Here is a 20,821-nt window from a genome sequence, read left to right as displayed (position 1 = left end):
AGGGATCATGTTGAAATTCCTATCTGTAAAAGTTGAAGATCATATCGCGGTGGCGACGTTAAATCATGCGCCAGCTAATGCGATGTCTTCACAAGTTATGCATGACGTTACTAAATTAATCGATCAAGTGGAAAAGGATGATAACATTCGTGTTGTTGTTTTACATGGTGAAGGACGCTTCTTCTCAGCAGGGGCAGATATTAAAGAATTTACATCTGTTACTGAAGCGAAGCAAGCAACAGAGTTAGCACAGCTTGGACAAGTTACGTTTGAGCGTGTTGAAAAATGCTCAAAACCAGTTATTGCGGCAATTCATGGAGCGGCACTTGGCGGCGGCCTTGAGTTTGCTATGTCTTGCCACATGCGCTTTGTAACTGAAAGTACAAAGCTTGGTTTACCTGAATTAACACTTGGATTAATTCCTGGTTTTGCAGGTACACAGCGCTTACCACGTTATGTTGGTAAAGCGAAAGCTTGTGAAATGATGTTAACAAGTACACCAATTACTGGTACAGAAGCATTACAATGGGGACTTGTTAACGGAGTGTTTTCTGAAGAATCCATTTTAGAAGATACGCTTAAAATTGCAAAACAGATTGCTGGAAAAAGCCCAGCAACAACTCGTGCTGTGCTAGAGTTATTACAAACGACAAAGTCGTCTCATTATTATGAAGGTGTACAGCGTGAATCACAGATTTTTGGTGAAGTATTTACGAGTGAAGATGGAAGAGAAGGCGTAGCAGCGTTTTTAGAAAAACGTAAGCCTTCATTTAGTGGTAGGTAGTCTAATTATTTTTTTAATAAAAATTAACAGAATTTTAAAATTGATAGAATCTTTCTGAAAAATAAGGGGGTAAATGGAATGAACATCTACGTACTCATGAAACGAACATTTGATACAGAAGAAAAAATCGTAATTAAAAACGGTGCAATTTACGATGGCGAAGCGGAATTCATCATCAACCCTTACGATGAATATGCGATTGAAGAAGCGATTCAAGTAAGAGATGCACAAGGTGGAGAAGTTACTGTTATAACAGTTGGTGGCGAGGATAGTGAAAAAGAACTTCGCACAGCATTAGCGATGGGCTGCGATAAAGCGGTACTAATTAACATTGAAGATGATGTTGAGAATGGTGACCAATTTACAACAGCAAAAGTGCTCGCTGAATATTTAAAAGATAAAGAAATCGATTTAATTTTAGGCGGGAACGTTGCGATTGACGGTGCATCTGGACAAGTTGGTCCACGAGTAGCTGAATCGTTAAATATCCCATACGTAACGACGATTACGAAGCTTGAAATTGATGGTACAAATGTGAAGATTGAGCGTGATGTTGAAGGGGATACAGAAGTAATTGAATCATCATTACCTCTTCTAGTAACAGCGCAACAAGGTTTAAATGAACCGCGTTATCCATCACTTCCAGGTATTATGAAAGCGAAGAAGAAGCCACTAGAAGAAGTAGAATTAGATGATTTAGATTTAGAAGAAGATGATGTGGAAGCAAAAACAAAAACAATTGAAATCTATTTGCCTCCTAAGAAAGATGCAGGAAAAGTGTTACAAGGCGAGCTGCAAGATCAAGTAAAAGAACTTGTATCGTTGCTCCATACAGAAGCGAAAGTAATCTAATAAAATACGAAATTATATATGCAGGAGGGAAAATCTATGGCTCGTAAAGTATTAGTAATGGGTGAAGTTCGTGATGGATCGCTACGTAACGTTTCGTTTGAAGCGGTAGCAGCAGCAAAAACAATTGCAGAAGGCGGTGAAGTGGTAGGTCTTCTAGTTGGAGACAGCGTTGCCTCTTTTGCAAATGAATTGATTCATTACGGTGCAGATCGCGTTGTGACAGTTGAAAATGATAAATTAAAATCATATACATCTGATGGATATGCACAAGCGTTTTTAGCTGTATATGCTGAAGAAAAGCCAGAAGGCATTGTATTTGGACATACGGCACTTGGTAAAGATTTATCACCAAAATTAGCAGCGAAATTAGAAGCTGGTTTAATTTCTGACGTAACGGCTTTAGAAGTTGAAGGTGGAAATGTTATCTTCACTCGCCCGATTTACTCTGGCAAAGCATTTGAGAAGAAGATTGTAACAGATGGTATATTATTTGCGACAGTGCGTCCAAATAATATTGCAACTCTTGAAAAAGACGAGTCTCGCACAGCTGACGTGTCTTCTATTACAGTAGATGTGAAAGATTTACGTACAATCATTCAAGATGTTGTCCGTAAAACTGCAGAAGGTGTTGATCTTTCTGAAGCGAAAGTTATTATCGCTGGTGGACGCGGTGTGAAGAGTGAAGAAGGATTTAAACCGTTAAAAGAATTAGCTGACGTACTCGGCGGCGCAGTTGGAGCATCACGTGGTGCTTGTGATGCAGAGTACTGTGATTATTCATTACAAATTGGTCAAACAGGTAAAGTTGTTACACCAGACCTATACATTGCATGCGGGATTTCTGGTGCGATTCAGCATTTAGCTGGTATGTCTAATTCAAAAATAATTGTTGCGATTAATAAAGATCCAGAAGCTAGTATCTTCAAAGTAGCTGACTATGGTATTGTCGGTGATCTGTTTGAAGTATTACCTCTTTTAACAGAAGAGTTTAAAAAGTTAAAAGTACATTCATGATTTGAGTACCCTTGAGTTCCAAGTGAAGTACCCCTATATATAGAAAAAGGTGAGAGATCCCCTGTCTCTCATCTTTTTAGTATTTCATCCATATTTTTATATAGTATAAAGGAACATTTTTTTGTTACAATACATAACGATACATAATATTCGCCACGTATAAAAGTTAATGATATACTCTTGGTAGAATATACTTGAAGGAGGAAATAAAATGGCAATTATAAATGCAAATGACCAAAGCTTCGCAGCTGAAACTAGCGAAGGTGTTGTACTATTAGATTTCTGGGCGCCTTGGTGCGGACCTTGTAAAATGATCGCTCCTGTATTAGAGGAAATCGATTCAGAGTTAGGTGAGAAAGTAAAAGTAGTAAAAGTGGACGTTGATGAAAATCAAGAAACTGCTCGTCAATTCGAAGTAATGAGCATTCCAGCTCTTTTCGTATTAAAAGACGGTAAAGTGGTTGATCAAGCGTTAGGATATAAACCGAAAGAAGCGTTAGTAGAATTAGTTTCTAAACACTTCTAAAATAAAGAAGCTACCATTTGGTAGCTTTTTTTATTTTCTTTTTTACAACCTTTCCGTTACAATAAAAGAACGTATGTTGGGTGTTTTGGCATAGTATGTTTTTATGTGAAAATAAAAATGATAAGCATAAGCATGTAGAAATGGAGGGAGACGAGTGCACGAGCATTTAAAAGAGAAGTTAGCAATTTTGCCCGATCAACCTGGTTGTTATTTAATGAAGGATAAGCAGGGAACGGTTATATATGTCGGAAAAGCAAAGGTACTCAAAAATCGTGTGCGCTCGTACTTTACTGGTTCGCATGATGGGAAAACACTTCGGCTTGTTGGAGAAATTGTTGATTTTGAATATATTGTGACTTCCTCAAATTTGGAGGCTCTTATTTTAGAGTTAAATTTAATAAAAAAATATGATCCAAAATATAATATTCAATTAAAAGATGATAAAACATATCCTTTCATTAAAATTACAGCTGAAAAACAGCCGCGCTTACTCATTACGCGAAATGTAAAAAAGGATAAAGGAAAGTACTTTGGGCCTTATCCAAATGCGCAATCGGCACATGAAACAAAGAAATTATTAGATCGTATGTATCCACTTCGTAAATGTTCAAATATGCCAGATAAAGTTTGCTTGTATTATCATATGGGTCAATGTTTAGCACCTTGTGTGAAAGAAGTAACGGATGAGCAAAACAAAGAAATTGTTGATGAAATTATTAAATTCTTAAACGGTGGGCATAAAGAAATTCGTTCAGAATTAGAAACGAAGATGTATGAGGCTTCAGAAAAGCTAGAATTTGAACGGGCGAAAGAGTTGCGAGATCAAATTGCTCATATTGATGCAATTATGGAAAAGCAAAAGATGATTATGAGTGATTTAGTGGATCGTGATGTGTTTGGATATGCAGTTGATAAAGGGTGGATGTGTGTTCAAGTTTTCTTCGTTCGAAAAGGAAAGCTAATTGAACGTGATGTTTCTATGTTCCCGATTTATGATGAACCAGAAGAGGGATTTTTAACTTTTATCGGTCAATTTTATGAAAACAGTAGTCATTTCAAGCCGAAGGAAATTGTTGTTCCAGGAAGTATAGATTCAGAATTAGTAGAGCGCTTTTTAGAAGTTGAAGCGACACAGCCGAAGCGTGGGAAGAAAAAAGACCTTGTAGAATTAGCAAATAAAAACGCAAAAATTGCACTAGAAGAGAAATTTCACTTAATTGAACGTGATGAAGAGCGGACGGTTAAAGCCATTGATAATTTAGGGAAGCAGCTGGGCATTGAAACCCCATATCGTATTGAAGCGTTTGATAACTCGAATATTCAAGGGACAAATCCCGTTTCCGCAATGATTGCTTTTATCGATGGGAAACCAGCAAAGAAAGAATATCGGAAATATAAAATTAAAACGGTTCAAGGTCCTGATGATTACGAATCTATGAGGGAAGTTGTAAGACGCCGTTATACGAGGGCGCTTAAAGAGAATTTACCTTTACCAGATTTAATCATTATTGATGGTGGAAAAGGCCATCTGGCCGCTACAAGTGATGTTTTGGAGAACGAACTCGGTTTATATATTCCGATGGCAGGGCTTGTAAAAGATGACAAACATAAAACCTCCCATTTAATTATTGGAGATCCACCTGAACCTGTGATGCTTGAGAGGAATAGCCAAGAATTTTATTTATTGCAACGCATTCAAGATGAAGTGCATAGATTTGCAATTACATTCCATCGCCAGTTGCACGGGAAATCGGTCATTCAATCAGCATTGGATGATATTCCAGGAATCGGCGATAAACGAAAAAAGGTATTGCTAAAACATTTTGGTTCATTAAAAAAGATGAAAGAAGCTTCCATATCGGAATTTGTCGAAGCAGGTATGCCGAAAAATGTAGCGGAGACAATTTATACTTATTTAACAGATAAGAAGACGTTGTAGTTTACAACGTCTTCTGTTTTTTGGTATAATTTCTGAAGATTTAAAATAAACGCACCTAAATGAATATACAAAAAAGTCAACTAAACTTATATGTCTAGTTGACTGTAAGTAGATGCTACACTTCAATGAGATCTTTTATATCCCATTTAACAAGAAATGTAATAGAGTCTGAACGCTTTTTCTGTTCCTCATAGGACTCTGCAACGACGTTTCTTTGTCTTTGAATTTGCTCGGCGATAAATCCAGCTTCTAATTGATAAGATGAATGTCTTTTTTGTTTTTGACGCTCAGTAATAAGTGTACCTTTAAGTTGAAACTGCATTTCACGACGTTTATGTTCAATGATACTTAAAGTGCCCCAACCAGCTTTTTCAAAAAACTGAATGACTTCTTCAATTGTTTCTAGCGGATATTTTCTCGCAAGGTTTCTACCGGCCCAGTATAAAATACCATCTAAATCGTTACCAATTAAATCAGGTAGTAATTCTTCACGTAGCAATTCATAAGCGAAGGCGTTCAATGAAACATCTTCTAAAGATGTTATATCGATTGTATTTTTGCTCACAATATTCCCCTCTTTCTATAGGGATTATTATATAACATTTTTCATTTATAAAAATAGATTTTTCTTTGGGGAAATCTGAATATATAAGAAAAAAAAAGAATTGGCAAATTATATGCAAATTATGTATACGTTTTCTTGACGCTTCGACAAAAATAGGGGTAAAATGAACTTGGTATTAAATTATGCTGAAATATTTTGAATAATTTTTTCAGTTTTTCTTATGCCAATAGTGAAAAAACATTATTGTTGTAAATTAATCTGAAAACAGCAGTCAAACATTCAAGGGGGTAATGGGGACATGAAAGGCCGCGAGTATACGTTTCGTAAGTGGCACTCATTAATGGGGGTCATTCCGGTTGGTGTCTTTTTGACGCAACATTTAATTGTAAACAACTTTGCAACAAGAGGAGCAGAGGCTTTTAACAAAGCTGCAGGCTTTATGGAGCTCCTTCCATTCCGGTATGCGCTAGAAATTTTCATCATCTTTTTACCTATACTGTACCATGCTATATATGGCTTATATATTGCATTTACAGCTAAGAACAATGCGGTATCTTACGGCTATTTCCGTAACTGGATGTTCGTCTTCCAACGAATTTCAGGTATCGTTACGCTGATCTTCATTTCTTGGCACGTCTGGGAAACTCGTATTCAAGCATTGTTAGGTAAAGAGGTAAACTATGATATGATGGCAGATATTTTAAACAACCCATTTATGTTTGGTTTCTATTTAGTTGGTGTTGTTTCAACAATTTTCCACTTTGCAAATGGACTATGGACATTCTGTATAAGCTGGGGAATTACAGTATCTCCACGTTCACAAAGAATCTCTACTTATGTAACATTAGCTATTTTCTTAGGTCTATCTTATGTAGGTGTGAGTGCATTATTAGCGTTCATCGATCCACAGCTAGCAAACCAGTAAGGAGTGGGAGAGCATGAAAGGGAAACTTATAGTAGTCGGCGGTGGCTTGGCCGGCTTAATGGCAACGATTAAAGCGGCAGAAGCAGGAGTAAATGTTGAACTATTTTCTTTAGTACCAGTAAAACGTTCACATTCTGTATGTGCCCAAGGTGGAATTAACGGTGCCGTAAATACAAAAGGTGAAGGGGATTCTCCATGGATCCACTTTGACGATACAATTTATGGTGGGGACTTCTTAGCGAACCAACCACCAGTTAAAGCGATGTGTGATGCAGCACCTGGTATTATTCATTTAATGGATCGCATGGGTGTTATGTTCAACCGTACGGAAGAAGGACTTCTGGATTTCCGTCGTTTCGGTGGAACACAACATCACCGTACAGCATTTGCTGGCGCAACAACTGGTCAACAATTACTATATGCATTAGATGAGCAAGTACGTCGTCATGAAGTAGCAGGACTTGTAACGAAATATGAAGGTTGGGATTTCTTACGAGCTGTTGTAGATGATGAAGGTGTGTGCCGAGGAATCGTCGCGCAAGACTTACAAACTATGGAGATAAAAAGTTTCCAAGCTGATGCCGTGATTATGGCAACAGGGGGCCCTGGTATCATCTTTGGAAAATCAACAAACTCTATTATTAATACAGGTACAGCAGCGTCTGCTGTATATCAACAAGGTGCATATTATGCGAACGGTGAGTTCATTCAAATTCATCCAACGGCAATTCCTGGAGACGATAAGTTACGTCTTATGAGTGAATCTGCACGTGGTGAAGGTGGACGTGTTTGGACGTATAAAGATGGTAAGCCATGGTACTTCTTAGAAGAAAAATATCCAGCTTACGGAAACCTTGTACCTCGTGATATTGCAACGCGTGAAATCTTTGATGTTTGCGTAGAGCAAAAACTAGGTATTAACGGTGAAAACATGGTGTACTTAGATCTTTCTCATAAAGATCCGAAAGAACTAGATATTAAACTTGGTGGAATTATTGAAATCTATGAGAAATTTACAGGTGATGATCCTCGTAAACTACCAATGAAAATCTTCCCAGCGGTTCACTATTCAATGGGCGGATTATGGGTTGATTATAAGCAAATGACAAGTATTCCAGGTTTATTTGCAGCAGGTGAGTGTGATTATTCTATGCACGGTGGTAACCGCCTTGGTGCGAACTCATTATTATCAGCAATTTACGGTGGTATGGTAGCAGGACCGAACGCAATTGAGTATATGAAAGGTCTTTCTAAATCATCTGATGCTGTTTCAACTACTGTATATGAGCAAAATGAATTAATCGAAACAGAGAAATTTAACAATATTTTAACGCTTGATGGTAACGAAAATGCATATGTTCTTCATAAAGAGCTTGGAGAATGGATGACAGATAACGTTACAGTAGTTCGTGAAAATAAAAAGTTACTAGAAACTGATGCGAAAATTGAAGAGTTAATGGCGCGTTACAAACGCATTAACATTAACGATACAGCAAGATGGAGTAACCAGGGTGCTTCATTTACACGCCAACTTGCAAATATGTTCGAGTTAGCACGTGTTATTACAATTGGCGCATATAACCGTAATGAAAGCCGCGGAGCGCATTACAAACCAGAATTCCCAAATCGTGATGATGCAAACTTCTTAAAAACTACGATGGCGAAATTTGAGGGAGAAGGAAAGGCACCAGCATTCCATTACGAAGAAGTGGATGTTTCATTAATTAAACCACGTAAACGTGACTATTCCTCAAAACATGATGTAGCTGCTAAGGGTGAAGAGAAGGGGGATAAGCAACATGTCTGAGAAAACAATCCGCCTCATCATTACGAGACAAGATGGACCAGATGCACAAGAGTTTGATCAAGAGTTTGAAATTCCATATCGTCCAAATATGAACATTATTTCGGCACTGATGGAAATTCGTCGTAATCCTGTTGATTCAAAAGGAAACCAGACGACTCCGATTGCATGGGATATGAACTGTTTAGAAGAAGTATGTGGTGCTTGTTCGATGGTGATTAACGGAAAACCACGTCAATCATGTACAGCTCTTATTGACCAGTTAGAGCAACCAATTCGCTTAAAGCCGATGAAGACATTCCCGATTGTACGTGATTTACAAGTTGACCGTAGCCGTATGTTTAACGCGTTAAAACGTGTTAAAGCTTGGATTCCAATCGACGGTACGTACGACCTAGGGCCAGGTCCAAGAATGCCAGAGAAAAAGCGTCAATGGGCATATGAACTTTCGAAATGTATGACATGTGGTGTTTGCTTAGAGTCATGTCCGAACGTAAACAGTAAGTCTGACTTTATTGGACCAGCACCGCTTTCACAAGCGCGTTTATTTAACTCGCATCCAACTGGTGAAATGCATAAAGCAGATCGCTTACGTGCAATTATGGGTGATGGAGGACTTGCAAACTGTGGTAACTCTCAAAACTGTGTGCAATCATGTCCGAAAGGTATTCCATTAACAACTTCAATTGCAGCATTAAACCGTGATACAACAATTCAATCGTTCAAAGATTTCTTTGGTAGCGACAATAACTATTAATAAATATTGCCTCTTCATGTTGAAGAGGCAATATTTATAACTTTATATTTCTGTTTATTCTGTTTATCCCGCATTAACGGGCAGTAAAACTCCCACCTCAAAATTCAGGTGGAGCAAAGAAGCTAGGTGGGAGATCAACTGCCCGTAAACGCCCGATTGGTTCAACTAATAATCAGTGGGGGATGAACAAAACCCCCACTGATTAAAGTTTCACTTTATTTTAAGGGCGAAAAGGAGAGGGAACGATGAAGAGAATTTCTTATATTGAAGACTTTGAGCAATGGGAAAGTGGTTTTTCATTTTATAATCCTGTCAAAGTTCGTTTTGGTGAAGTAGATATGTTTGGACATGTAAATAATGTCGTTGCTTTTACATATTTTGAAGAAGCGCGTATCGCATTGTTTAAAGAACTCGGATTTATGCAAGAATGGACACATGAATCATCAGAAACGATGATAGTCGTCGCAGATCTACAATGCAATTTTATTAAACAAATTTATTTTGATGAGCAGTTGAAAGTATATGTAAAGGCGGGAGCGGTTGGGAATTCCTCTTTAGATTTACACTATATGGTCAAAAATGCAGAAGGAGAAGTTTGTTTAGTTGGACGCGGTATGATGGTCCAAGCATCGAAAAAAACTGGAAGAGGCGAACCGTGGCCTGAAGAATGGAAGGAATTATTACAATAATAGAATAAAAGAAAAATAAGAGAGCGATTCGCTCTCTTATTTTTTGTCCTTCGTTGCCTCTTCTAATGTTAGGTGGTGCTTATATATGTATGCGGCATATGGATTGCCAACGTAGCGTAAGTGCCACGGTTCATATGAATATTCTGTTGTCTCTGTTTTATCCTCTAAATAACGAATGACAAATCCGAACTCATGGGCATGTTCTGCAACCCATTTTCCTTCTGCTGTCTTTCCGAAAATTGGTTCTAATTGGAATTTGGCAGATTTTGAGCTAATATCCATTGCTAGACCAGTTTGATGCTCACTTGTTCCAGGAATTGCACTTACCGAATCAGCCTCAGCTTTTCCTTGGCGTTTAATATATGTATTATGTAATGACTGTTGGCGTTTGTAAGAACGGTAACCTGAAACTGCTGTAAGTTCTAAACCTTCTTCTTTCGCTGCTTGGAACATTTTTTCAAGAGCGTCTGCAGCATCTTTGCGAAGTAATGTTTTCTCTTTATCTTTTGGACTAGTAAATGGTACGTTCGGTTTCGTTAAATCTTCTGGAATGTACCCATCTGGTAATTTACGATGTTTATTGACTAATACAAGAGCAGAATCTGGATTTGTTACAACGGAAAAATTATTATCTAGTTTCTTTGCGTTATGATCAGCTTTTGGAAAAGCAGGAATCTCTTCTTTTGGATGGTTACTATGTTTTTGACTTTCGACAGCTTTCGCCTCATTTTGCAGTGGTGATTTAGAAGCAAAGTAAGCGAAAGATGTGATACCGATTACAATAGTAATGGCAGAAATAATTATTATCTTTTTCATGATACCTTGTAATCACTGTCCTTTCTTAATAAAATATGTATCGCATTTATTATAAGTCTAGTTTATTGAAAAAGAAATATAAGAGTCATAACGTAATAAAAACGCAAAGAAAATGTCAGAAAATGTGTGAAATTGTAGTATTTTTTCATATAATTCATTTCTTATCTTTCATGAAGTTCATTTTTTATGTAATATATGTATATAAGAAGATGTAGCGATTATCGAGAATAAAAGACCTCTGGTATAGACTAGGAGTGAATGGGAATGGATTTTGCAACAATTATTGGAATCATTTTAGGAGTATTAGCGGTAGTCGTAGGGATGGTCGTCAAGGGCGCTGACATAACAGCCTTACTAAATCCTGCCGCAGCACTAATTATTTTCGTCGGTACATTTGCTGCAGTGTGTATTGCATTTCCGATGAATCAACTAAAAAAAGTTCCAAAATTATTTAAAGTTCTTTTTGGTTCAAATAAAAAAGATCTAAGTTATGAACAATTGCTAGAATTATTTGTTCATTGGACATCTGAGAGTAGAAAATACGGTATTTTGTCTTTAGAGCAACAATTAGATGAAATTGAAGATGAATTTCTTTTGCGTGGTATGAAATTTGTTATTGATGGTGTATCTGCAGAGGATTTAGAACAAATTTTAGAAGCCGAATTAGAAGCGATTGAAGAGAGACATGCAAAAGGGGCTGCTATTTTTTCGCAAGCTGGTACATATGCACCTACACTAGGGGTTTTAGGTGCTGTTATTGGTCTTGTAGCTGCACTTGGAAATTTAACTGATATTGAAAAGCTAGGGCATGCTATTTCGGGTGCGTTTATTGCAACGATTTTCGGTATTTTTTCAGGTTACGTATTATGGCATCCATTTGCAAACAAATTGAAGCAAAAGTCTGCTGCTGAATTAGAGAAGAAACGTTTAATTATTGATTGTTTATTAATGTTACAAGAAGGTACATATCCGTTTATTATGAAAAACCGCATTTTAGGTGCGCTTTCTGCAACTGAGCGTAGGAAGCTAGAAAAAGGAGCGGAAAAAAATGCGGAGTAAGAAAAATAGAAGAGGCAAAAAGAAAAAACATGAAGAGCATATTGATGAAACTTGGTTAATTCCGTATTCTGATATGTTAACGTTGTTATTTGCATTGTTCATCGTATTATTCGCAATGAGTAGTATAGATGCTGCGAAGTTTAAACAGATGGCAGTTGCTTTTCGAAGTGAGTTAGCCGGTGGAACAGGAAATAAAGAATTTTTAAGCGATCAAAAACCAAATGAGGAAAAAGAATTATCAGCAAATAGCCTTGAGGCAGAACAAGCAAAAAAACAAGCGGAAGATAGAGCTAAAGAAAAAAAAGAAATGGATGAGTTGAAAGCATTACAAAAAAAGATTGATCAATATATTAATGAGAAACAACTATCCTCTTCTTTTCAAACTAAGTTAACTGAAAAAGGATTAATGTTAACGATATTAGAAAATGTACTATTTGATTCAGGGAAAGCAGATGTGAAGTTGGAATCGTTAGGGATTGCAAAAGAGATGTCTAACCTACTTGTTTCAGCATCACCTCGTGAAATTACAGTGTCGGGTCATACAGATACGGTTCCTATCGCAAATGCTCAGTTTGCATCAAACTGGGAGTTAAGTACACAGCGTGCAGTTAATTTTATGCAGGTGTTACTCCAAAATAAAGAATTGCAACCAGAAAAATTTAGTGCAGTTGGTTATGGAGAATACCGTTCAATTGCACCAAATGATACGCCAGAAGGAAAAGCGAAAAATAGACGTGTAGAAGTATTTATTTTACCTTTAACAAGAAATATGCAATAAAAGAGGATGGCGAAGGCCATCCTCTTTGTTATTTTGCATCAAATGATTTTAAATTGTCACGACGGATTTTGTCTTTTTCTGCATCTGATTTTTTGAAATTATAGTCATATAGAGCACCTTCCCAATCACCGTACATTGGATTAGGGAAAATGATGAATTTCTCACCAAATTGTGCTTTTGATTCTGCTACTGTTTCATTGCGATCTTTCACAGATTTTCCATCAAAACCAGTGAAATCAGATAAGTTGTCACCGAAGAATAGGACGATGTCATGTGTTTGAGAAACAAGTTCACGACGCTTTTCTTTCCCTTTTTCTTTCGGGTCCTGTAGTAATATATGTTCTTTCGTCGCTTGAGGAGCACCTACGCGCTCAAGGTTTTTAATTGTTGCATCTAGTTGATTTGTTTTACGATTTGAGATGTAGTAAATATCTACACCTTTAGACTCTGTATATTTTAAGAAATCAATAGCGCCTGGAAGAGCGTCAGCTTCAGCCTTATTAATCCAATCGTCCCATTTATAAGGATAGCCTTTTCCTGTTTTTACGCTCATTGCTTGATGAGGACTGTTATCTAAAACAGTTTCATCTAGATCAAGTACGATAGCAGGTTTTTTTTCTGTCCCTTTTGCAAGAGCTGCATCAAGCTTTAATTGACCAATATTGTAGCCTTGGTAGTAAAGTGCTTTCGTTTCGCCAGCTGTCTGATACCATAAATCGGCCATCAATTGCTGGTCTGTTAATTGTACTTTCTCTTCTTTTGCCACTGTTTTCTCAGCTGTTCCTGAACATGCTACAAGCGATGTGGAAAGAACGGCTATAGATAATAAACTGGTAATACCCCTCTTCATCTTCATATGTATCCTCCTCGATGTTAGAAAATCATCTTATATTATATATTAAAATATAAAATTTTTTTTATGAACATTTGCATATTGTCTTTTATATATATAGTAGTATGTCCTATATTAGAAAGATGGGAAAAATAACAAAAAGTGATTTGACGTGTTTTATTGTCGAAATGACAATTATAATTGACAAATATATCTTTATTATTTACAATTTTAACTAAATAAAACAAATGGTGGATGGGTGATCATGATACGTATAAAAGATTGAAATATAGTACTATATTTTATTTCGAACAATCATAGTCTTTAATAGAGAGTACGAATGATACTAAAGGGGAGGCTTTATACATTGAGTTTACAAATTCAAAACTTAACAAAAATATTCGGAGAATCTAAAGCGGTTAATGGTTTGCAAATCTCGTTACCGAAAGGTGAAGTGTTAGGGTTACTTGGCCGAAATGGTGCAGGGAAAACAACGACAATTAAAATGTTACTAGGTTTATTAACGCCAAATGAAGGTTCTATTACGTGGGATGGAAAATCATTTGGTGATAGCGGGGTAACAATTGGATATTTACCAGAAGAAAGAGGATTATATACAAAAAGTAGAGTAATAGACCAGTTGCGATATTTTGGTAGATTAGAAGGAATGACGAAAAAAGAAGTAGATCTTGCAATTGATTACTGGTTAGAGCGCTTAGCAATCCCAGAATATAAATTCAAAACAGCAGGAGAACTTTCAAAAGGGAATCAGCAAAAAATTCAATTGATTGCTGCTCTTCTTCATGATCCAGAACTTCTTATTTTGGATGAACCATTTAGCGGACTTGATCCAGTTAATGCTGGAATGTTGGCTAGTATTATTGGAGAACAAGTACAGAGCGGAAAGACAATTATTTTATCTAGTCACCGTATGGAGCAAGTAGAGGCTTTTTGCCAACATGTATGTATTTTGAAAAAAGGTGAAGCAGTCGTAGAAGGACAATTAAGTGATATTAAGAAAGAATACGGTTTTCGTAATTTAACAATCGAAGATACAAAAGAGAATGAAAAGGGATTAGAAGCTATACATGTCCCGTATGAAAAACAACAAGGCCTTCTTTATGTGAAAGTACAAGATGATGCAGAAGCTCTAAAGATTTTGCAACAATTGCAAGAACAAGGTGTTGGTTTACGACAATTTAAAATGTTAGAGCCGACGTTAAACGAAATCTTTGTAGAGAGGGCGAAATAAAGATGCGTAAATTTTCTCATGTATTTTCATTTTATTTTAAAGAAGCATTTTTATCTAAAAAATCATTAATTACGAGTGCGATTTTATTTTTAGTTGTGTTTGGGATTTTTGCATTTAATCATTTTACTTCAGGCGATGATAAAAATAAGGATAAAGATAAAATTGCAGTTGTAGTAGAGAGCTCCACATACAAAGTACAAAAAGAAGAGCTAAATAAGCTATTGCCATCAGCAAAAATAACGGTCGGTTCAAAGGGTGATTTTGATAAACTGCATAAGCAAGTAGAAGAAGGCGATTTAGATGGTCTATTCCATGTGACGGAAAAGAATGGAGTTCCAGAAGTTACGTATATGTTTAATAAGTTACCTAGTGAAACAACTTCTACAATTATAGCTAGTTATTTAAAAGCGCAATATACGGCGGTAACAATTGCTAAACATAATGTTTCACCGGAAATTGCACAGCAATTGCAAACCGAAATTTCTGTGAAACAAGAAGCGATAAAAGATCGTTCTGCTTCCGCAGGAATCGCATATTTCTTTACATTTGCTTTGTATATGTTTATTGTCATGTTCGGAAGTACAATTGCGATGAATATTGCTTCTGAAAAAGCTTCTCGCGTTATGGAAGTTATGATTCCGAAAGTAAAACCACTTACGATGATGTATGCGAAAATTTTAGCGGTTGTTTCAACGGCGTTATTACAACTTGCCATATTGGCATGTGGTTACTTGGTTCCTTGGTTACTAGGATGGGTAGATTTAGAAAATGGTTCATTATTTGGAGCGCCAATTGATTTTACAAAGATAGATGCACAAGTTATCGGTATGTTCCTTATTTATTTTGTTACAGGATATTTCCTTTATGCGATGATGTATGCGGCTGCTGGAGCGGTTGTCTCTAGGACTGAGGATTTACAAGGTGTTATATTGCCAGTATCGATTTTAATAATGGCCGCGTTCTTTATAAGTATTAAATCGCTAGGTGATCCAAATAGTACTGTTGTTGTTGTAAGTTCTTACGTTCCATTCTTCAGCCCGATGATCACATTCTCACGCTTTGTAGCTGGTGAAGCTGGTATGTTAGAAATTACGATAACAATGGCGGTTCTTTTAACAACAATCGGTATATTAAGTGCTGTTACAAGCCGCATTTACGTAAATGGTGTAATGAATTACTCAGAAAAAGTGAAATTTAAAGATTTAGCGAAATTTATAAAGCGTCAATAAGGAGAGAAAAGCATGATTTTCTAATGGAATCATGCTTTTTCTTTATGTATAAATTAAAAATAGTATATAATAATAAGAGTCGTCTTTTAATAGAATGAATAAAAAGGAGGGTGTGCAGATGGGAATTAGTAGTCGTTTTACAGTAGGTGTTCATATGTTAACGTTACTTGCAATAGATCGAAACTCTCGCTGTACCTCTGAATGGATTGCTGGTAGTGTGAATACAAATCCAGTTGTGATTCGTCGCATTACAGGAATGTTGAAGAGAGCGGGACTTGTTGATGTACAAGCTGGTAAAGGTGGTACGACACTTGCTCGTGATTTAGATGAAATTACATTACTTGATGTATATAAAGCTGTGGAAGTTGTAGAAGAAGGACATCTATTTTCTTTCCATGAAAATCCCAACATTGAATGTCCAGTAGGAGCTAATATTCAATCGGTATTAGAGATTGTTTTAATACAATCGCAAGAAGCGATGGAAAACGTACTTGCAAATGTAACGGTGCAGCAGTTAGTTACAAATTTAAAGTCGAAAATTAAAGAATAAAAAAAGCGAGCTTCCTCATGATGAGGGCTCGCCTTTTTTTATTCGGAAATATTGAAAATTCTATTTTTCAGTATTTAAAATAAACTTTCCTACAACAGCTGCTACGATACCACCAAAAATTGGGGCAACGATGAACACCCATAGTTGAGAAATTGCTTCTCCGCCAGCGAATAGAGCTGGTGCGATACTACGAGCTGGGTTAACAGATGTTCCAGTTAACGGAATACCTAATAAGTGAATTAATACTAATGTGAAACCAATTACTAGTCCAGCTAAAGAAGAACTTCCCTTTTTACCTGTTACAGCAACGATAACTAAAACAAATACGAAAGTTAAAATGAATTCAACTAAAAATGCTCCAGATAAACCAAGAGTTCCAAAACTATTTTGTCCTAAATTATCTAAAGGTAATTTAGCAGATCGTAAAATTGTTACTAACGTTGCAGTTCCTAATAAACCACCTAAAATTTGGGCTAATAAATAATAGCTAAGTTCCATAGCGTTCATTCTTTTGTTGATGAACATAGCGATTGATACTGCTGGATTAATATGACATCCAGAAATTGTTCCAATGCTATATGCCATAGCCACGATAGATAATCCGAAAGCCATAGCGATACCTAACGTTCCAATTCCTTCAATTCCGCCACCAATGACAGCTACTCCAGTTCCGAATAATACAAGTACAAACGTACCAATAAATTCAGCAATTGCTTTTTTTAACATAATTTACCTCCTAATAATGCACATGAAACGTATTATAACATAAGTTTTAGTATAAACAGCTAATAAAATACTATTCTGATAAGGCGAAATAGGGAGACAATAAAAATAGATATGGTTCTATAGAGAAGAACCATATCTATTTTTATGCTGATTTTTTTTGTTTAATGACTGGAGTAGAACGGTTTAAAACACTATTTACGACCATTCCTAACATTATAATAATCATCCCAATCAGTGACAGACCGCTAGGGAATGAACCATTTAAGAAAATAATCTCACCAAGCACAGTGAAGACCATCGTTCCAGCTTGTGTTGCTTCAACAGCTCCAAGTAAAGCAAGATTGTTTTTTGCTAAGTCAGTAGCAAAGAAAAATGTCATCGTCGCAATAACTCCGGAACATAATGCTAACAAAAATCCTTGCATCATTTGACTTGATGATGGAATACCGGTAGTGGAAAATCCGTATATAGCAAGTAGAATTGTAATAGGGAGACTTCCGATTGCCATTCCTAATACACGTTGGAATGTATCAAGACGCCCGCCAACAAGTTCCATCATTTTTCGGTTACCGAAGGGATATAAGAAAGCTGCTAAAACGACAGGTAAAAAACCAGAAATGAATTGAGTCATTGTAATATGACCCGCTTCAGTAGCTTGCATACAAAGTACACCAAGTAAAATAAATAAAGCGACGTATAAACTGCGCAGTGGGATTTTTCCACGTACAAGTTTTGTACCTGATTTTGTTTCTATTTTAATGAAGAATAGTGGCGATAAAAGTAAACCTGCTAATATCGTAACTTGCCAAGTTCCAGCAACGAGCCAAGCTGGAGAAAAAACAGCTGCGAAACTTAATAAAGAATAGAAGCCGATGCCAGCGACAGAGCCCCACCCGATCCATACAAATGGATGTTTTTTTAATTCTTCCCATAAAGCTCCTAAGTTTTTGCGAAATAAAACGATAAGGAATAAAATAGGGAGAGCAAATAGAAAACGGAAGGAAGCAGTCCAAGCCCAGCTTGTTCCAGATACATTCATTGCTCTGTTAATAATAAAGGTTGCAGAAAAAAAGGCCGATGATAAAAGACCTAGTAATATTGCGCGCATGAAGTATGGCACTCCTTTCGGAATTGAGTATTTATGTATAGTATAATATATTTAAAGTTAATAAAAGTAAACTATTTTATATTTTAAGGTGGTTTTTATATATGAAAGAAAATGAAGATATGCAAACGAAAGAAGTAATTCAGCAAGTAGGTCAGCTATTAAGACAAATTCGAAATGAACAAAAATTAAGTTTAGAAGAATTAGCCCAAAAAACAGGGGTTAGTAAATTAACATTAGGGAAAATTGAGAGAGGCGAAACGAATCCAACGTTAGCTGTCATTTGGAAAATAACGAAAGGGTTATCGATTCCTTTATCGAGATTAATGGTTGTTGGAGAACCTGTAGCTGTTGCGCGCTGCGGAGAAGGATTTGCGGTAGATGTAGGACAAGCATGGCATTTAGAAACGATGTTCCGTTACACGAAAGAAACAGGGATGGAAATGCACCGTGCTTGTTTAAGAGCGAATAGTATATATGAACCGGAAGCTCATCATGAAGGAGCAATTGAGCTTGTAACAGTAATGAAAGGGAAAGTTTCGATTCAAGTTGAGAATGACGTATATGTGCTAAATGAGTTTGACTCCATTCAGTTTGAAGCTAATAAGAAACATAGTTATAAAAATGAAGAGGATGAAGTAGCGGTATTACATTTAACGATGAAATATTCTTCATGAAAAAAATCCCCTATAGAAAAATCTATAGGGGATTTTTTATACGCTATGCTCAAATATATGAAAGAATGTTATTAGTAAGAGCGTGGCATAAGTAATAAACAAATAAAATAAACTAAAAACCCCGTCCCAAAACATAAAATAGCAATGATCCAAAGTATGCGAATGAGAGTAGAGCTAATATCAAAATATTCTCCTAAACCACCGCATATACCAAATAATATTTTATCAGTTTCGGATTTATATAACCTCTTCGACATATTATGATCCTCTCCTTTTTATATCACCGCTGTTATGTATGAGTGATACAGTGTACTTTTATTCTATATGGAAATTTATCCCGCTATTTGTGGGCAGTAAAACTCCCACCTCAAAATTCGGCTGAAGCAAAGAAGTTAGGTGGGAGATCAATTGCCCGTAAACGCCCGATTGGTGAAGGCTAATAATCAGTGGGGGATGAACCCCCCCACTGATTATAGTTTCACTTTATGAGAAGACCATTAGGTTATATTACATTTTTTTGTGAAAGGACAATACAGTGGATTAATTGTCTTAATTTTCAGTTGGTATTAAAATGAAAATGAGGGTGTGACGTATTTTCTAATATAAGGTGGGGAAATGGTAATGACATTATATTGGTTGACTAATGTAAAGCTTGAAACAGGTTATACATATGAAGAAGCGAAAATTTCACAAACGGAAACTGAGATATGCAGTCTTCTTATTGAAGATGGGCGAATTAAAAGAATTATATCGGGAATCGCCCAAGAGGAAGGAACGTTAACTTTTGATGCTAATCGTTTATTAGTTTTACCAGCTTTTGAAGAGATGCATATTCATATTGATAAAACATATTATAGTGGGCCTTGGAAAGCTTGTATGCCAGCAGAAAATATTTTTACACGTTTTAATGAAGAAAAAACGATTTTACCAAAGCAATTAGCAACTGCTCAAGACAGGGCGGAAAATATGCTAGAGTTATTGCTTCGAAATGGCGCAACAAATATTAGAACGCATTGTAATGTGGATCCGGTTATTGGACTTCGTAATTTAGAGGCAACGTTAGCGGCTTTAGGAACATATAAAGATCGGTTGTCTGGTAGAATAGTTGCATTTCCGCAACATGGATTATTGCGAAGTAATTCTATGCAACTTGTGAAAGATGCGATGCGTATGGGCGCACAATTAGTTGGCGGAGTGGACCCTGCTACAGTAGATAATGATATTGAAAAATCATTACATACGATTATGGACATTGCGGTAGAATTTAACGCGGATGTTGATATTCATTTGCATGATGCAAATAACCTTGGAACGTTTACAATGAAGAGATTGGCAAGTCTAACGGAAGAAGCAGGATGGCAAGGTCGTGTAACAATTAGTCATGCGCTTGGACTTGGTGGTGTTACTGATAAAGAAGCTGAAGAAGTGGCAGAAAGACTAGCAGCATTAAAGATTGATATCACTTCAACTGTTCCAATCGGTAAACAAGTAATCCCAATTCCATTATTAGATCGAAAAGGAGTTAAAGTTTCATTAGGAAATGATAGTATTACAGATCATTGGTCTCCGTTCGGCACAGGTGATATGCTTCAAAAGGCAAATCGATTGGCAGAACGATTTGGTTGGAGTGATGAAAGGTCTTTAGGGAAAGCTCTTCGTTTTATTACTGGAGGGAAAGAAACGTTAAATAATGAAGGGAAACGAGTGTGGCCGAATGTAGGGGATGAGGCAAGTTTTGTTTTAACGAATGCAACATGCTCCGCGGAAGCAGTGGCTCGTCAAACAGAGAAGCGTGTAGTTATGTATAAAGGGAATGTTGTTATAGGGGATTTAGATCAAGTGAAATCTGATAATCTTGTATAGAAGAATCGTTTAGATGTTTTGAGAAGGGTTCTAATTGTGAAAATAGAACCCTTCTTTTTTATTTAGTAGAAACAGGGAA

22 protein-coding genes are annotated in these 20,821 nt (G+C 36.5%); 16 read left to right on the top strand and 6 right to left on the bottom strand.

The features are described 5' to 3' along the window. The first annotated feature begins 7 nt into the window (after positions 1-7). The 5 genes from MKY70_RS23500 (at position 8) to uvrC (ending at position 5,115) form a co-directional block, all read left to right on the top strand. Complete coding sequence (locus tag MKY70_RS23500; RefSeq protein WP_341025810.1) at positions 8-784, top strand: enoyl-CoA hydratase; 777 nt, start codon at positions 8-10, stop codon at positions 782-784. Positions 785-862: 78 nt separating this feature from the next. Continuing rightward, positions 863-1,636 carry an electron transfer flavoprotein subunit beta gene (gene etfB / locus MKY70_RS23495; protein ID WP_341025809.1) on the top strand — a complete coding sequence of 258 codons (774 nt, stop codon included), beginning with the start codon at positions 863-865 and terminating at the stop codon, positions 1,634-1,636. 36 nt (positions 1,637-1,672) lie between these two features. After that, complete coding sequence (gene etfA, locus MKY70_RS23490) at positions 1,673-2,650, top strand: electron transfer flavoprotein subunit alpha (protein WP_002015402.1); 978 nt, start codon at positions 1,673-1,675, stop codon at positions 2,648-2,650. A 211-nt stretch (positions 2,651-2,861) separates the two neighbouring features. Beyond that, positions 2,862-3,176: a thioredoxin gene (gene trxA / locus MKY70_RS23485; RefSeq protein ID WP_000974757.1), complete on the top strand. Its 315-nt coding sequence runs from the start codon at positions 2,862-2,864 to the stop codon at positions 3,174-3,176. A gap of 154 nt (positions 3,177-3,330) precedes the next feature. Beyond that, complete coding sequence (uvrC, locus tag MKY70_RS23480) at positions 3,331-5,115, top strand: excinuclease ABC subunit C (protein WP_060751130.1); 1,785 nt, start codon at positions 3,331-3,333, stop codon at positions 5,113-5,115. A gap of 115 nt (positions 5,116-5,230) precedes the next feature. Here uvrC and MKY70_RS23475 read toward each other — a convergent pair whose 3' ends face one another. Further along, the gene (locus tag MKY70_RS23475; protein WP_002015405.1) at positions 5,231-5,680 is read right to left on the bottom strand and encodes a YslB family protein; all 450 of its coding nucleotides are present in this window, start codon (positions 5,678-5,680) and stop codon (positions 5,231-5,233) included. Between the two features lie 298 nt (positions 5,681-5,978). Between MKY70_RS23475 and sdhC the strand changes: the two genes are divergently transcribed. From sdhC to MKY70_RS23455, 4 genes are all read left to right on the top strand, one after another. Continuing rightward, positions 5,979-6,605, top strand: a complete 627-nt coding sequence (gene sdhC / locus MKY70_RS23470) for a succinate dehydrogenase cytochrome B558 (protein ID WP_002015407.1) — start codon at positions 5,979-5,981, stop codon at positions 6,603-6,605. Between the two features lie 13 nt (positions 6,606-6,618). Next, on the top strand, positions 6,619-8,412 hold the full coding sequence (sdhA, locus tag MKY70_RS23465; protein WP_002165022.1) for a succinate dehydrogenase flavoprotein subunit: 1,794 nt from the start codon (positions 6,619-6,621) through the stop codon (positions 8,410-8,412). After that, positions 8,405-9,166 carry a succinate dehydrogenase iron-sulfur subunit gene (gene sdhB, locus MKY70_RS23460; RefSeq protein WP_002088861.1) on the top strand — a complete coding sequence of 254 codons (762 nt, stop codon included), beginning with the start codon at positions 8,405-8,407 and terminating at the stop codon, positions 9,164-9,166. Before sdhA ends, sdhB begins: the two co-directional genes overlap by 8 nt. A 245-nt stretch (positions 9,167-9,411) precedes the next feature. Continuing rightward, positions 9,412-9,855, top strand: a complete 444-nt coding sequence (locus MKY70_RS23455; protein ID WP_002015410.1) for an acyl-CoA thioesterase — start codon at positions 9,412-9,414, stop codon at positions 9,853-9,855. Between the two features lie 36 nt (positions 9,856-9,891). On the opposite strand, the gene MKY70_RS23450 is transcribed toward MKY70_RS23455, so the two are convergent. Next, on the bottom strand, positions 9,892-10,671 hold the full coding sequence (locus MKY70_RS23450) for a M15 family metallopeptidase (protein ID WP_088034114.1): 780 nt from the start codon (positions 10,669-10,671) through the stop codon (positions 9,892-9,894). Positions 10,672-10,935: 264 nt separating this feature from the next. Here MKY70_RS23450 and motA point away from each other — a divergent pair, with 264 nt between their 5' ends. Both motA and motB read left to right on the top strand, forming a co-directional pair. Beyond that, positions 10,936-11,730, top strand: coding sequence for a flagellar motor stator protein MotA (motA, locus tag MKY70_RS23445; RefSeq protein WP_044442331.1), 795 nt, complete (start codon positions 10,936-10,938; stop codon positions 11,728-11,730). Then, positions 11,720-12,508: a flagellar motor protein MotB gene (gene motB / locus MKY70_RS23440; RefSeq protein WP_088034117.1), complete on the top strand. Its 789-nt coding sequence runs from the start codon at positions 11,720-11,722 to the stop codon at positions 12,506-12,508. Before motA ends, motB begins: the two co-directional genes overlap by 11 nt. Positions 12,509-12,536: 28 nt before the next feature. On the opposite strand, the gene MKY70_RS23435 is transcribed toward motB, so the two are convergent. Beyond that, complete coding sequence (locus tag MKY70_RS23435) at positions 12,537-13,364, bottom strand: 5'-nucleotidase, lipoprotein e(P4) family (RefSeq protein WP_088034118.1); 828 nt, start codon at positions 13,362-13,364, stop codon at positions 12,537-12,539. Positions 13,365-13,707: 343 nt separating this feature from the next. On the opposite strand from MKY70_RS23435, the gene MKY70_RS23430 reads away from it, so the two are divergent. From MKY70_RS23430 to MKY70_RS23420, 3 genes are all read left to right on the top strand, one after another. Next, on the top strand, positions 13,708-14,592 hold the full coding sequence (locus tag MKY70_RS23430) for an ABC transporter ATP-binding protein (RefSeq protein ID WP_113734150.1): 885 nt from the start codon (positions 13,708-13,710) through the stop codon (positions 14,590-14,592). A 2-nt stretch (positions 14,593-14,594) separates the two neighbouring features. Further along, complete coding sequence (locus MKY70_RS23425) at positions 14,595-15,821, top strand: ABC transporter permease (RefSeq protein WP_088034122.1); 1,227 nt, start codon at positions 14,595-14,597, stop codon at positions 15,819-15,821. Positions 15,822-15,939: 118 nt separating this feature from the next. After that, positions 15,940-16,371 carry an Rrf2 family transcriptional regulator gene (locus MKY70_RS23420; RefSeq protein ID WP_002112095.1) on the top strand — a complete coding sequence of 144 codons (432 nt, stop codon included), beginning with the start codon at positions 15,940-15,942 and terminating at the stop codon, positions 16,369-16,371. 60 nt (positions 16,372-16,431) lie between these two features. Here the strand turns inward: MKY70_RS23420 and MKY70_RS23415 are convergent, their stop codons facing one another. Together MKY70_RS23415 and MKY70_RS23410 are read right to left on the bottom strand one after the other, a co-directional pair. Then, on the bottom strand, positions 16,432-17,097 hold the full coding sequence (locus MKY70_RS23415; RefSeq protein WP_002067333.1) for an aquaporin: 666 nt from the start codon (positions 17,095-17,097) through the stop codon (positions 16,432-16,434). A 142-nt stretch (positions 17,098-17,239) separates the two neighbouring features. Next, on the bottom strand, positions 17,240-18,205 hold the full coding sequence (locus tag MKY70_RS23410; protein WP_088034125.1) for a DMT family transporter: 966 nt from the start codon (positions 18,203-18,205) through the stop codon (positions 17,240-17,242). A gap of 101 nt (positions 18,206-18,306) precedes the next feature. Here MKY70_RS23410 and MKY70_RS23405 point away from each other — a divergent pair, with 101 nt between their 5' ends. Beyond that, positions 18,307-18,879, top strand: a complete 573-nt coding sequence (locus MKY70_RS23405; RefSeq protein ID WP_002034214.1) for a helix-turn-helix domain-containing protein — start codon at positions 18,307-18,309, stop codon at positions 18,877-18,879. A gap of 71 nt (positions 18,880-18,950) precedes the next feature. Here MKY70_RS23405 and MKY70_RS23400 read toward each other — a convergent pair whose 3' ends face one another. After that, positions 18,951-19,136 carry a PspC domain-containing protein gene (locus MKY70_RS23400; RefSeq protein ID WP_341074611.1) on the bottom strand — a complete coding sequence of 62 codons (186 nt, stop codon included), beginning with the start codon at positions 19,134-19,136 and terminating at the stop codon, positions 18,951-18,953. 364 nt (positions 19,137-19,500) lie between these two features. Between MKY70_RS23400 and MKY70_RS23395 the strand changes: the two genes are divergently transcribed. Continuing rightward, a complete protein-coding gene (locus MKY70_RS23395) occupies positions 19,501-20,742 on the top strand; it encodes an amidohydrolase family protein (protein ID WP_341025801.1) in 1,242 nt (413 codons plus the stop codon). Positions 20,743-20,821 lie beyond the last annotated feature (79 nt).

It is taken from the genome of Bacillus sp. FSL R9-9492, from assembly GCF_038007365.1.
Taxonomy (GTDB): Bacteria; Bacillota; Bacilli; order Bacillales; family Bacillaceae_G; genus Bacillus_A; species Bacillus_A mycoides.
This window is presented reverse-complemented; position numbering and strand designations above follow the sequence as displayed.